General features: G+C 63.2%; 16 protein-coding genes and 1 pseudogene. 8 read left to right on the top strand and 9 right to left on the bottom strand.

All coding sequences use genetic code 11. From position 1 onward, the window contains the following. A complete protein-coding gene (locus GDH07_RS31380) occupies positions 1-1,785 on the bottom strand; it encodes a GMC family oxidoreductase (RefSeq protein ID WP_031320868.1) in 1,785 nt (594 codons plus the stop codon). Between the two features lie 2 nt (positions 1,786-1,787). Then, on the bottom strand, positions 1,788-2,537 hold the full coding sequence (locus GDH07_RS31375; protein WP_022642250.1) for a gluconate 2-dehydrogenase subunit 3 family protein: 750 nt from the start codon (positions 2,535-2,537) through the stop codon (positions 1,788-1,790). A gap of 294 nt (positions 2,538-2,831) precedes the next feature. Here GDH07_RS31375 and GDH07_RS31370 point away from each other — a divergent pair, with 294 nt between their 5' ends. Further along, positions 2,832-3,473: a phosphatase domain-containing protein gene (locus GDH07_RS31370; RefSeq protein WP_152899806.1), complete on the top strand. Its 642-nt coding sequence runs from the start codon at positions 2,832-2,834 to the stop codon at positions 3,471-3,473. Between the two features lie 105 nt (positions 3,474-3,578). On the opposite strand, the gene GDH07_RS31365 is transcribed toward GDH07_RS31370, so the two are convergent. Both GDH07_RS31365 and prlC read right to left on the bottom strand, forming a co-directional pair. Beyond that, positions 3,579-3,866, bottom strand: a complete 288-nt coding sequence (locus GDH07_RS31365) for a YheV family putative zinc ribbon protein (protein WP_022642248.1) — start codon at positions 3,864-3,866, stop codon at positions 3,579-3,581. Beyond that, on the bottom strand, positions 3,863-5,941 hold the full coding sequence (prlC, locus tag GDH07_RS31360; protein WP_022642247.1) for an oligopeptidase A: 2,079 nt from the start codon (positions 5,939-5,941) through the stop codon (positions 3,863-3,865). Before prlC ends, GDH07_RS31365 begins: the two co-directional genes overlap by 4 nt. 87 nt (positions 5,942-6,028) lie before the next feature. Between prlC and GDH07_RS31355 the strand changes: the two genes are divergently transcribed. The 3 genes and pseudogenes from GDH07_RS31355 to GDH07_RS32615 all read left to right on the top strand — a co-directional run. Next, a complete protein-coding gene (locus GDH07_RS31355; RefSeq protein WP_103324423.1) occupies positions 6,029-6,574 on the top strand; it encodes a gamma carbonic anhydrase family protein in 546 nt (181 codons plus the stop codon). A 28-nt stretch (positions 6,575-6,602) separates the two neighbouring features. Beyond that, positions 6,603-7,253 carry an HAD family hydrolase gene (locus GDH07_RS31350; protein WP_053137882.1) on the top strand — a complete coding sequence of 217 codons (651 nt, stop codon included), beginning with the start codon at positions 6,603-6,605 and terminating at the stop codon, positions 7,251-7,253. A 20-nt stretch (positions 7,254-7,273) separates the two neighbouring features. Further along, positions 7,274-7,360, top strand: a pseudogene (locus GDH07_RS32615) (REP-associated tyrosine transposase); the annotation flags it as partial. Positions 7,361-7,424: 64 nt separating this feature from the next. On the opposite strand, the gene GDH07_RS31340 reads toward GDH07_RS32615, so the two are convergent. Further along, positions 7,425-8,504 carry an aminopeptidase gene (locus tag GDH07_RS31340; RefSeq protein WP_053137879.1) on the bottom strand — a complete coding sequence of 360 codons (1,080 nt, stop codon included), beginning with the start codon at positions 8,502-8,504 and terminating at the stop codon, positions 7,425-7,427. Between the two features lie 59 nt (positions 8,505-8,563). Between GDH07_RS31340 and GDH07_RS31335 the strand changes: the two genes are divergently transcribed. Continuing rightward, positions 8,564-8,980 (top strand): PA0061/PA0062 family lipoprotein, encoded by a 417-nt coding sequence (locus GDH07_RS31335; protein ID WP_053137875.1) that lies wholly within the window; start codon positions 8,564-8,566, stop codon positions 8,978-8,980. 44 nt (positions 8,981-9,024) lie between these two features. Beyond that, a complete protein-coding gene (locus tag GDH07_RS31330) occupies positions 9,025-9,444 on the top strand; it encodes a PA0061/PA0062 family lipoprotein (RefSeq protein WP_022642241.1) in 420 nt (139 codons plus the stop codon). 6 nt (positions 9,445-9,450) lie between these two features. On the opposite strand, the gene GDH07_RS31325 is transcribed toward GDH07_RS31330, so the two are convergent. Both GDH07_RS31325 and GDH07_RS31320 read right to left on the bottom strand, forming a co-directional pair. Beyond that, a complete protein-coding gene (locus GDH07_RS31325; RefSeq protein WP_022642240.1) occupies positions 9,451-9,684 on the bottom strand; it encodes a DUF1161 domain-containing protein in 234 nt (77 codons plus the stop codon). Positions 9,685-9,827: 143 nt separating this feature from the next. Then, complete coding sequence (locus tag GDH07_RS31320; RefSeq protein ID WP_022642239.1) at positions 9,828-10,259, bottom strand: OsmC family protein; 432 nt, start codon at positions 10,257-10,259, stop codon at positions 9,828-9,830. 225 nt (positions 10,260-10,484) lie between these two features. Here GDH07_RS31320 and GDH07_RS31315 point away from each other — a divergent pair, with 225 nt between their 5' ends. Beyond that, positions 10,485-11,486: an LLM class flavin-dependent oxidoreductase gene (locus GDH07_RS31315; protein WP_152899805.1), complete on the top strand. Its 1,002-nt coding sequence runs from the start codon at positions 10,485-10,487 to the stop codon at positions 11,484-11,486. Positions 11,487-11,559: 73 nt separating this feature from the next. Here the strand turns inward: GDH07_RS31315 and GDH07_RS31310 are convergent, their stop codons facing one another. Together GDH07_RS31310 and GDH07_RS31305 are read right to left on the bottom strand one after the other, a co-directional pair. After that, a complete protein-coding gene (locus GDH07_RS31310) occupies positions 11,560-11,784 on the bottom strand; it encodes a DUF1161 domain-containing protein (RefSeq protein WP_068578061.1) in 225 nt (74 codons plus the stop codon). Between the two features lie 134 nt (positions 11,785-11,918). After that, positions 11,919-12,134, bottom strand: coding sequence for a dodecin (locus tag GDH07_RS31305; RefSeq protein ID WP_022642236.1), 216 nt, complete (start codon positions 12,132-12,134; stop codon positions 11,919-11,921). A 158-nt stretch (positions 12,135-12,292) separates the two neighbouring features. Here GDH07_RS31305 and GDH07_RS31300 point away from each other — a divergent pair, with 158 nt between their 5' ends. Then, entirely contained in the window at positions 12,293-12,619 is a 327-nt protein-coding gene (locus tag GDH07_RS31300) for an ElaB/YgaM/YqjD family protein (protein WP_022642235.1), read from the top strand. Positions 12,620-12,631 lie beyond the last annotated feature (12 nt).

Below are 12,631 nucleotides of genomic sequence, written 5' to 3'. Positions count from 1 at the left end.
TTATGCCTGGACCAGCGGGCCGGGGTTCTTCAGGTACTGCTCGCGGATCGCCCGCGCCGACCAGTAGGTCAGCGCCGCCACCAGCCCAGTGGGGTTGTAGCCCAGGCCCTGGGGAAAGGCCGAGGCTCCAGGCACGAACACGTTGTGCACGTCCCAGCTCTGCAAGTAGCGGTTCAGGGCGCTGGTCTTGGGGTCGGTACCCATGATCGCGCCACCGTTCAAGTGAGTGGTCTGGTAGGAGGCGGTGTTGAAGTGCTCACCGACCTGCTTGCCCAGCAGGGCGATGGCCTTGGGGTTCATCGCCTGGGCGATCTTGCCCATCTTCTCGACCATGAAACGGTTCATCTTGATGTCGTTTTCCTGCCAGTCGAAGGTCATCCGCAGCAGGGGCAAGCCGTAGGCATCGCGGTAGACCGGGTCCAGGTCGAGGTAGTTGCCCCGGTAGGACTGGTGCGCACCGTGGGCGTCCATGGACACCTGGTGGGTGTAGTAGTCGGCCGTGGCCTTCTTCCAGGCGCTGCCCCAGGCCGGGGTGCCTGGCGGGTTGGAAGTCCCGGCGATCGGCCGGCTGCCGGCCTGGTTGACCCAGAATGGCGAACCACCGACGAAGCCATGGGGGCCGTGGTCGAAGTTGTCGGCATTGAAGTCGTCCACCGCCACGCCGTTGCCACCGGCGCCGATGAAGTTGTTGGTGTGCACGTCCTTGTCGAAGTAGGCCTTGATGGTGGCCATGTTCTGGTAGGCGAAGTTCTTGCCCACCACGCCTTCACCGGTGATCGGGTCGTAGGGCTTGCCGATGCCCGAGAGCAGCATCAGGCGCACGTTGTGGAACTGGAAGGCGCCGAGGATCACCAGGTCCGCCGGTTGCTCGATCTCGCGCCCCTGGGCGTCGACGTAGGTGACGCCGGTGGCCAGGGTCTTGCTGCTGTCCAGATTGACCTTGAGCACATGGGAATTGGCCCGCAACTCGAAATTCGGCAGCGGCTTGAGGGCCGGCAGGATATTCACGTTGGGCGAGGCCTTGGAATACATGTAGCAAACGTAGCCACTGCAGAAACCGCAGAAGTTGCACGGCCCCATCTGCGCGCCATAGGGGTTGGTGTAGGGCCCCGAGGTATTGGCCGACGGCAGGTTGTAGGGCTTGTAGCCCACTTCATTGGCAGCTTTCTGGAACAGCTGGGCGGAATAGGTGTTCTTCTGCGATTCCAGCGGGAAGTGGTCCGAGCGATCCGGCGCGTAGGGGTTGCCGCCCTTGCCTTCGCCCACCAGCTGGCCCTTCACGGTCCAGGCCTGGCCCGAGGTGCCGAAGACCTTTTCCGCATAGTCGAAGAACGGCTCCAGCTCTTCGTAGGTGACGCCGAAGTCCTGGATGGTCATGTCCTTGGGGATGAAATTCTTGCCGTAGCGTTCTTCATAGTGGCTGCGCATGCGCAACTCGATGGGGTCGGCACGAAAATGCACGCCAGACCAATGCAGGCCGGCGCCGCCCACGCCATTGCCCGGCAGGAACGCGCCCAACTGGCGGTTGGGCAGGGCCACGTCGTTGACGCTGTGGCGGATGGTCACGGTTTCCTTGGAAATGTCCTGGAAGAGCTTCTTGCGCACGCTGTAGGTGAGCTCGTCGATCACCTGGGGATAGCTGCCGTCCGGGTAGGTGTCCTGCATCGGCCCGCGCTCCAGCGCCAGCACGTTGAGCCCCGCCTCGGTCAGTTCCTTGGCCATGATGGCGCCGGTCCAGCCAAACCCGACGATCACTGCGTCGACCTTCTTCATCACTGTCGCCATGCTCAAGCCCTCTCGCCGCGAATCGATACTGCCGGGAAGGGGTACTGCTCGTTACGCTCCACCCAATCCATGAAATCGGCGCGCGCGCCGGGGAAGCCGATCAGGGTCCAGCCCACCAGGCCCTTGTTGCCACCGTGGATCGGGTCGCTGAAGAAACCCTCCTTGGTGTTCTGCAACAGCAGGTTGAAGAACAGCTTGGCCGGAACCGTGTCGAACTGCGGCGTACCCGCCTCCAACTGCTTGAGCAGATCGTCTCGGGTAGCGCTGTCTTGAGCAGCAAATGCTTGGCCCTTGAGCTGCTTGCACCAGGCGTCCGTGGCGGCGATGCCCAGGCGATAGATCTCCTTGGGCACCAGCTTGCTCTGCCAGCCCATCTCTGGCGCGGCATCGGCCTTGAACGGGCCTTGCATGTACCACAGGGCACCGGCGGCGTAGGAGGTGTTCATCTGCCGGTCGATGTATTCCGGCACGCCAGCTTCCAGGGCACCCGGGCCCAGGTCGTCCGCCGGGATCAGGCGTTCCACCGCCGCCTTGATGAAAGCCCATTCCTCGGCGCTGAAGTAGCTGGGCTCATAGTGGCTGCCACTCGCCTGCTTGCTCGGCGCAGCGGGCTTGTCGGCGGCGACAGCCTCGGGAGCCACGGCCAGCATGCTGCTGCCCAGGCCGGTGCTGGCCACGGTGACTACCGGGATCAAGGTCAGGGATTTACGCAAAAACTCACGCCGCGGGTTGTCTCGATCTTGATCGGACATGGATGCACCTCATCAGGCATTGATGGATTTCAGCCGCGTCATGGCGCGACTTTGTGTTTTGGCAACGCAAAAAGCCGGGCAAAACCCGGTTTTATGAACACATCAGCAAACAATAGTTACAAATGATAGCAGCCTAAGTATCGAGATGAATCGTTTCAGTTCCAAAAAAAAGATCAGTTGCCTCAAAAAAGACAGGATCAGACCAGCTTCACGATTCTTTGACACAGGCCTCACGGGGCATTGACCGGCACAGACCGAGACTGCCGGCCATCGATCCCTCACCCGTGACCGTCCATGTCGAGAATTCGCTTGCTTCCCGCTCTTTGCCTGGCATTGCTGGCCCTGCTCGCTCCTTTGGCGCAGGCCGCCGACCGCCCCGAGCATTGGGCCCAACCGGTGGAAAAACAGTACAACCTGTACCAGATGTCACCGACCCTGTATCGCAGCGCCCTGCCGGACCAAGACGCCGTGCCGTTGCTGGAAAAGCTCAAGGTGGGAACGGTGATCAACTTCCTGCCCGAATCGGACAGCAGTTGGCTGGCGGCGCCAGGCATCCATCAGGTACAGCTGCCTTATCGCACCAACCACGTGGATGACGCCGATGTGCTCAAGGCCTTGCGCGCGATCCAGAGCGCCGAAGCCCAGGGCCCGGTGCTGATGCACTGCAAGCATGGCTCGGACCGCACCGGGCTGATGTCGGCGATGTACCGGGTGGTGGTCCAGGGCTGGAGCAAAGAGGAAGCCTTGAGCGAAATGACCCAGGGCGGATTCGGCGACAGCGCCCATTTCAAGGACGGCATTCGCTACATGATGCAGGCCGATGTGGAGAAGCTGCGCACGGCACTGGCCAACGGCGACTGCAGCACCAGCGTGTTCGCCACCTGTTCGGTGAAGAGTTGGTTCGAGACGGTCAGCGCCGGCAAGCCGGCGAACTGATTGCGACGCGGGAGAAGGCTTTCCCGTAGGAGCCAAGCTTGTGCGCCGCGATGTGTCTGACACACCGCTATCGCGCGCAAGCTGCACTCCTACAGGGGTTCCCGGTTACTGGGGTTCGTCGGTTTTCTTCTTCAACTTGGGGTTGGGGAAGAACTGCACCGACTGCACCTTGGCATCCGCCACCTTGAGGGCCGCGGTGTTCACCCGCGTGCTCAATTCCTTGGGTACCGACAGTCCCTGCTCGTTCAAGGTGTCGGAGTAACCGCAGGCCACGCATTCGCGATGGGGCACGTCGTCTTCGCTCCACATCATCAGCTTGTCCTGCTCACTGCACGCCGGGCAAACCGCGCCGGCGATAAAGCGTTTCTTGGTCTTCACGGGGGCTTCACTCATGCTGCCGCGTCCTCGCTGAGGCCGCTGTGGCGCAAGAGTGCGTCAATCGACGGGGCCCGTCCGCGGAAATCGACGAACAGCACCATCGGCTCCTGGGAACCGCCACGGGCCAGGATCGCCTCGCGGAAAGCACGACCGGTCGCGGCGTTGAGCACACCCTCTTCCTCGAAACGCGAGAAGGCGTCGGCCGACAGCACTTCGGCCCACTTGTAGCTGTAGTAACCGGCGGCATAACCACCAGCGAAGATGTGGGCGAAGCTGTTGGCGAAGCGGTTGTAGGCCGGCGGACGCATCACCGAGACCTCGTCGCGCACGGACTCCAGCACCTGCAGCACGCTGCGGCCATCACCGTGGGTGGCGTGCAGTTCGAAGTCGAACAGCGAGAACTCCAGCTGGCGCACCATCATCATCCCGGACTGGAAGTTCTTGGCCGCCAGCATCTTGTCCAGCAGGTCCTGGGGCAGGGCTTCGCCGGTTTCGTAGTGACCGGAGATCAGCGCCAGGCCCTCGGGCTCCCAGCACCAGTTCTCCATGAACTGGCTCGGCAGCTCCACGGCATCCCAGGCCACGCCGTTGATCCCGGAGACGCCGGCATGCTCGATGCGGGTCAGCAAATGGTGCAGGCCGTGGCCGAACTCGTGGAACAAGGTGGTGACTTCATCGTGGGTCAGCAGCGCAGGCTTGCCAGGCGCGGCCGGAGTGAAGTTGCACACCAGGTTGGCCACCGGGCTCTGCAGGGTACCGCCGGCGGTGCGCCGACGGTCGCGGGCGCCATCCATCCAGGCACCGCCACGCTTGTTGGCGCGGGCGTAGAGGTCGAAGAAGAAACGCCCGACGTGCTGGCCGTTCTCCTTGATCTCGAACAGGCGGACATCCGGGTGCCAGGCATCGAAGCCCTTCTGCTCGGCGATCTCGATGCCGTACAGGCGCTGGACGATGGCGAACAGGCCGGACAGCACCTTGTCGATGGGGAAGTAGGCGCGCAGGGCTTCCTGGGACACGCTGTAGCGCTGCTCACGCAGCTTCTCGCCGTAGAAACCGCTGTCCCAGCTTTGCAGGTCAGGGCAACCTTGCTCGGCGGCATAGGCCTTGAGCTGTACCAGGTCCTGGGCGGCGAACGGCTTGCTGCGCTTGGCCAGGTCCCGCAGGAAACCCAGCACCTGGTCGCTGGACTCGGCCATCTTGGTGGCCAGGCTCAGCTCGGCGAAGCTGGCGAAACCCAGCAGCTTGGCCAGTTCCTGGCGCAAGTCGAGGATCTCCTGCATCACCGGGCCGTTGTCGTGCTGGCCGGCGTTGGGGCCCTGGTCGGAGGCCCGGGTGCAGTAGGCGGCGTAGACCTCTTCACGCAGGGCGCGGTCCTGGGCGTAGGTCATGACTGCGTAGTAGCTGGGGAACTCCAGGGTGATCAGCCAGCCGTCCAGGTCCTTGGCCTGGGCCGCGGCGGCCATCTGCGCCTTGGCCGAGTCGGTCAGGCCGGCCAGCGCCGCTTCGTCGGTGATGTGCTTGGTCCAGGCCTGGGTGGCATCGAGCAACTGGTTGGAGAAGCGACTGCCCAGCTCGGACAGCTTGCTCTGCACTTGCGCGTAGCGCTTCTGCTGCTCCGGCGGCAGGTCGATGCCCGACAGGCGGAAATCGCGCAGGGAGTGTTCGAGGATAGTCTTTTGCGCCACGTCGAAACCGGCCGCCTCCGGGCTCTTGGCCAGGGCGTCGAAGGCCTGGAACAGCTCGCGGTTCTGGCCCATTTCGGTGGAGTAGGCGCTCAATGCCGGCAGGCAGGCCTCATAGGCCTCGCGCAGGTCGGCGCTGTTGCACACGGCATTGAGATGGCTGACCGGGCTCCAGGCGGCGCCCAGGCGATCGTTGAGCTCGTCCATGGCCAGCACCAGGCCGGCCCAGGTCGGCGCAGTGGCCTGGGTCTTGAGGATCTCGGCGATGGCGGCGCGGTTGTCAGCCAGGATCTGTTCGATGGCCGGCTGTACGTGTTCGGCACGGATCGCCGAGAACGGCGGCAGGTCATAGGGCTGCAGAAGAGGGTTGTTCACACTCACGGTGGGCACCTTGGCTGGAAGAAACATGCTTGGGAAACGTAGCACCATCTTAATTACAATCGACAGCCATGGCAGCTATAGCCCCTATTAATAATCCTAGAGAGGGACCCGCACTTGGCCATCCGCACCTATCAGGACCACAGGCCGAAACTCGGCGAACGGGCCTTCGTCGACCATTCGGCGGTGGTCATCGGCGACGTCGAGATCGGCGCCGACAGCTCGGTCTGGCCCCTGACCGTGATCCGCGGCGACATGCACCGCATCCGCATCGGCGCCCGCACCAGCGTGCAAGATGCCAGCGTGCTGCACATCACCCACGCCGGCCCCTTCAACCCCGAGGGTTTCCCGCTGTTGATCGGCGATGACGTGACCATCGCCCACAAGGTCATGCTCCATGGTTGCAGCATCGGCAGCCGGGTCCTGATCGGCATGGGTAGCATCGTCATGGACGGCGCGGTGGTGGAGGATGACGTGATGGTCGGCGCCGGCAGCCTGGTGCCGCCGGGCAAGCGCCTGGCCAGCGGCTTCCTCTATGTCGGCAGCCCGGTGAAGCAGGTGCGCGCCCTGACCGACAAGGAACGTGCATTCTTCACTTACAGCGCCGGCAACTACGTGAAGCTCAAGGACCAGCACCTGGCCGAAGGCTACGACCGGCCCTGATCAACCGTTGCACAGCCCAGGAATTCCCATGCATTACCAAACCGTATTGTTCGACCTCGACGGCACTCTCACCGACCCTCGCGAAGGCATCACCCGCTCGATCCAGTTCGCCCTGGGCAAGCTGGGCATCGACGAACCGGACCTTGCCAAGCTCGAACACTTCATCGGCCCGCCGCTGCTGCAGGCCTTCATGCAGTTCTATGGCTTCGACGAAGCCCGGGCCTGGGACGCGGTGAATTTCTATCGCGAACGCTTCAAGGTCACCGGCCTGTACGAGAACCGTGTCTTCGACGGCGTCATGCCGCTGCTCGAGACCCTCGGCGGCCAGGGCCGGCAGCTGTACATCGCCACCTCCAAGCCCTGGGTGTTCGCCCGGGAGATCGCCCGCCACTTCGACTTCGCCAAGCACTTCAAGGTGATCTACGGCAGCGAGCTGGATGGCACCCGTACCGACAAGGTGGAGTTGATTGCCCACCTGCTGGAACAGGAACGCCTGGATCCGGCCGACACCCTGATGATCGGCGACCGCAAGCACGACCTGATCGGCGCGAGGCGCAATGGCCTGGACGCAGCGGCGGTGGGTTACGGCTTCGGCAGCCACGAGGAACTGAGCGCCGAAGCACCGGCCTATCACTTCCAGACCCTGGAGCAACTGCACCAGGCCTTCCTGCCGCGCTGAACCGAGCGCATCGCGGGCCAGCACGCCTACCCGTGGCCAACCCGTTACACGCGGGGCTGGTGAAGCGGGTTGGCGACTACACGCTTTGGGATGCGATCTGGATTTGACGATCCGGCCTCATCGCGGGCGAGCCTCGCTCCTACGAAAGCAAGCGTATTCCTTGGCGTGCTTCTAGAGGCCACCCATCAAGGCTGTCAGCGCCGCCTTGCGTTTTTCGACCGGCTGGCGGCCGAGCTTTTCAACCGCCCCATAGAAGGCCGGCCAGTCGCCGTGCACTTGCTTGAACAACGCGGCGAAGGCCGGCACCCACTGGTCGTACAGGCCGAAGGGCAAGAGCCGGGCGTTGTTCAAAGGGGTGTTGATCCAGGCGTCGTAGCGATTGGAGCCGGCCCACTGGCTGTCCCGTAGCTGGCGGTAGTCCTGGCGCATGCGCTCGAACTCCTGGGCCTTGCGCTGGCGCATCTGCTCAGCGGGCAAGGGCAGGGCATAGAGCTGTTCCAGGCGCTTGCGAGTGTCGAGCACCAGCTGGGTGAACTGGTCGCGCTGACGCAGCTGGCCATCGGTAGCCGGCGGCAAGCCGCGATAGGCCCGCCATTGCCGGGTGCCTTCCTGCTCGACGAAGGTGGCGAAGGACTCGTTGAACTCGGTGTCGTCCTTCACGTAGAAGCGCTGGTGGGCCAGTTCATGGAAGATCAGGGTCGCCAGGCGCTCATCGCCCCAGTGCAGCATCGAACTGATGATCGGATCATCGAACCAGCCCAGGGTCGAATAGGCCTCCACCCCGCCAACGGCCACGTCCAGGCCCTTTAGCTGCAACAGTGCGGCCTCGCCCCGGGCCGCGCCCTGGCTGTAGTAGCCGCGATAGGCCACGCAACCGGCGATGGGAAAGCAATGGGTTTGCGGGGCCAGGGAAAACTCCGGGGTAGCGAACACGTTCCATACCACGTAAGGCCGGCCGATATCGACGTACAACCGATAGCTGCGGTTGTCCGGCAGGTGCAGGTGCTCGCTGGCGAAGGTCCGGGCACGCTGCGACTGGGCCAGGTGGGCACGCAGGGTGGCATCACGGGATGGATCGGCCAGCACCTGGGTTACCGGTGTACGAGCCCGCAACAACTGTAATTGGCCACTGGCCAGCTGGCTGTAATAGCCGGCGCTGCTGCAACCGTTGAGCAGCAAAAGCACCAGGATCGGAAACCAAACGCGCAAAACGCGATCAAGTACCCCATGGCTTGGACACGGCCTAGTCAAATCGAATCATCCACAGAGAGTCTGCCCGCAAGACTATCTCGCCTGCCTGGAGTTTCGCCATGCGCGTGTTGCTGCTGACCACCGGATTGCTGGCCCTAAATGGCTGCGCCAGCCTGCCCGATCCCGACCCGGCGCAAGCCTGGATCGACCTCGCCCCACCCCAGGACACCACCTTGCAAGCCGTGGAAGTGGACGCCAAGGGCGCCGGGGACCCGCGCTACTTCCAGGTCCAGCCCGGTACCCATGAATTGACCCTGCGCTACCAGTTCGCCGTGGCCCCGGGCAACATCGGCGCCGATGTGGAGGAGCCGCTGTGGCGCGATTGCCAGTTGAACGTGAAATTCACCGGCTTCAGCGCTGGCCAGCGCTACCAGGTACGGGCCGGCAACATCGGCTTCCATCCCTGGGCCAGGCTCTACGACGAACAGCACACCCTGCTGGGCAAGGCGCAACCGGCAGGCTGCCAGCGCAGTTGATCGGCGCTATGCTGGAGCCCCTTCGCTGACCTGGCCCCTTGTTCATGCGCCTGCCACTGCTGATCCTCGCCCTTGCCACCCTCACTGCCTGCAGCACGCCACTGCCCAGCGTCGACCCGCAACAGGCCTGGATCGACCTGGCCACCCCAGCGCCAGGAGGCCGGCTGCTGATGGCCGAGCGCCTGGACAACCAGCGCCTGGGCGATGGCCGGTTCTTCCAGGTCACACCCGGCAGTCACGAGCTGATGGTGCGTTTTGACTTCGAGGTGTTCGCCGGCGGCATGGGCATGACCACCGACCCACAGGAGCGGCTGTGCTACCTGAGCCTGCGCTACGACCACTTCCAGGCCGGCCAGCGCTACCGGCTGGAAGCCCGCAACCTGGGGTTCACCCCCAGCGCCAGGCTGTACAACGCCCAGCGCGAGATCGTCGCCGAAGAGCGGATGATCAACTGCGTACCCTGAGCCGGTTCAGCGATCGTTCTTCTGGTAGATGATCTTCTTGGTGCCGTTCTCGCAGCTGCCGACCACCATGTTGTCGTCGTGGACCTCGTCATTGGTGACGATTTCCAGGGTGTAGGAGGAGACGCCCCGGGCCTGGATCTTGGCTTCGATCTCGGCCTTGAGTTCCTCGCAGGGCTTGGGCGCGGCCAGGGCCGATGTGGCCAGCGCACAACTTGCTACCGCCAAGGCAAAACGTTTCATGATTGCAAACTCCCTTGTTGCGGCGCGTGCGAACGCACACTCAAGCCGCAGTCAGGTATTCGACCACATTTTCCATGACCCGGTTCTGAACTGGCGCACAGCCTGGGCCCGCCGGCTCCCGATGCGGAAGCCGGCGGCCATGTTCAACCGACCAGGGTCGCGTCCAGCGTGATGCTGGCCTTGAGCACCTTGGATACCGGGCAACCTTCCTTGGCCTTGCGGCTCAGTTCGTCGAACTGCTGCTGGCTGGCCCCCGGGATCCTGGCCTTGAGGACCAGGTGCACGGCAGTGATGGCGAAGCCGCCGTCGACCTGGTCCAGGGTCACTTCGGCCTGGGTATCGATGCTTTCGGCCTTGAGCCCGGCCTCGCCGAGGATCATGGAAAATGCCATGGAGAAGCAGCCGGCATGGGCCGCACCGATCAACTCCTCGGGGTTGGTGCCCTTGCCGCCTTCGAAGCGCGCCGTGAAGCCGTAGGGGGCGTCGCGCAGGACTCCGGTTTCGGTGGAGATCGACCCCACGCCGGTTTTCAGGTCGCCTTGCCAATGGGCCGAAGCCTTCTTCTTGATAGCCATGTATCTCTCCTCGAGGAAGCGGTGCAGGGGAATTCCCGGACCTCAAGGGTTCTGAGGACAGATCCGCAAGCAAAGTTCAGCTGGTCTGCTGCGACCATTTACCCCAAAAATTTACTCTGGCTATTGAAACTCGGGTATATGCCCACATTGCATAGACCTGACTGACAGATTTCGGCAGGTTTTGCGCGTGTAAAAAGCCTGCACACCCCAAGGAGAAGCAGGCTTATGCAATCGCTGTCCGCTGTGAAATTCTCGACCCTCGACCTGGTGCCCGTGCGTGAAGACGCCAGCCCGGCCCAATCCCTGCGCAATTCCCTGGACCTGGCCCAGCACGTGGAGAAGCTCGGCTATACCCGGTTCTGGGTCGCCGAGCACCACAACATGGACGGCATCGCCAGCTCCGCCACCTCGGTGCTCATCGGCTACCTGGCCGGCGGCACCTCGACCATTCGCATCGGCTCTGGCGGGGTGATGCTGCCCAACCACGCACCACTGGTGATCGCCGAGCAGTTCGGCACCCTGGAGAGCCTGTATCCGGGACGCATCGACCTGGGCCTGGGCCGGGCTCCGGGCTCGGACCAGATGACCGCGCGAGCCCTGCGCCGGGAACGTTCCGGCAGCGCCGACGACTTCCCCGAGGATGTGGCCGAGCTGATGGCCTACCTGGGCCCACGTTCCCCGGAACAGCGGGTGATCGCGATGCCCGGCACCGGCAGCAACGTGCCGGTGTGGCTACTGGGTTCCAGCCTGTTTAGCGCGCAGCTGGCCGGGGAGCGGGGCCTGCCCTACGCCTTCGCCTCGCACTTCGCACCGCGCTACATGCATGAGGCGATCCGCGTGTATCGCAATCACTTCAAGCCTTCGGCGGTACTCGACAAACCCTACGTGATGCTCGGCGTACCGCTGGTGGCCGCCGATACCGACGAACAGGCCGATTACCTGGCGACCTCGGTGTACCAGCGCATCCTCGCCCTGATGCGCGGCCAGAGCCTGGTCCAGCGCAAGCCGGTCACAAGCATGGATGGACTGTGGCTGCCCCATGAGAAGGAAGCGGTGGGGAGTTTCCTCGGCCTGGCGATGATCGGCAGCCCGGCGAAGATCCGCGCCAAGCTGGAAGTGCTGGTGGATCAGACCGGCGCCGACGAACTGATCTTCACCTGCGACCTCTATGAGCACGCCGACCGCCTGCACTCCTACGAGCTGCTGTCCCAGTTGATGAAGGGCTGAACGAGCCTGGATCCCGGGCACAAAAAAGCCGACGCCTGGCGTCGGCTTGGTTCTTTCCGGAGGCTACAAGGGATCAACCGCGCTTGTAGACGATCTCCTTGGTACCGGCTTCGCAGGAGCCGACCACCTTGCCATCCGCCGCGGCGCCCTTGTCGACCACTTCCAGCGAGTAGTGGGCGACGCCCTTGGCATCGAGCTTCGCGGCGATTTCGCCCTTGAGCTCCTCGCATGGCTTGCCGGCGGCAAGGGCAGTTCCCGCAAGACTGAACAAAGCAGCAGCTAAAACTAGTTTTTTCATCGGTCACATTCCCTGGTCGGATCAAAAGAGGCGGCGTGGACGCCAGCCTGACAGAGGCTCAAGACAGTTGTAGCGCTTTGCCATTTCCTATGGCACTCGGCCAGCGCACAAGTTCCAGAGCCTAGCTCAAGCCCTCAACTATTGGCAATGCGGAAGCCGACCTTGAGGGTGACCTGGAAATGCGCCGCCTTGCCGTCCTTGATATGGCCACGGGTTTCAGTCACTTCGAACCACTCCAGATGCTTGATGCTCTTGTGCGCCTCGGCCAGCGCGTTGTTGATCGCGTCTTCGATGCTGTTGGGCGAAGAACCGACCAGTTCGACCTTCTTGTAGGTGTGATGATCACTCATGGCACTCTCCTTTTCCGGTGATGAACTAAAGCCTAGCAGTGATTGCCCGCTGCACTTGTGGCGCCTTGTCTCAGGGGGAAGTTCAGATTTTCTGCACTTTCCCAAGGCCGTGCAGTCGGAACCTACACACTTCATCACCACGTTGCAGGAGAGCCCACATGGCCAATTCGTCGTTACGCAAAGCCTCGCTGGAAAGTATGGAAGCCGAGATCGAGAGCCTGCTCAAATCCCTGGAAAGCCTCAAGGATGATGCTTCCGAGGAGTCGCGCAAAACCCTCAAGACGCTCAAGAGCAATGCCGAAAGCGCGCTGAAACATTCGCGCAGCCTGCTCAGCGATGCCTATGAAGAGGTCAAGGTTAAAACCCGCGAAACCGGGATCGCCACCCGTGACTACGCCCAGGAACACCCCTGGACCACCGCCGGCGTCGCCGTCGGGGCCATCGGCCTGCTGGCCGCCTACCTGCTGTGCAAGCGCAACAACTGAGTCCGGCTCTTC

Source organism: Pseudomonas piscis, assembly GCF_009380155.1.
GTDB lineage: Bacteria > Pseudomonadota > Gammaproteobacteria > Pseudomonadales > Pseudomonadaceae > Aquipseudomonas > Aquipseudomonas piscis.
Note: the sequence above shows the minus strand (reverse complement) of the source record. Positions and strands in the feature narration are given on the sequence as shown.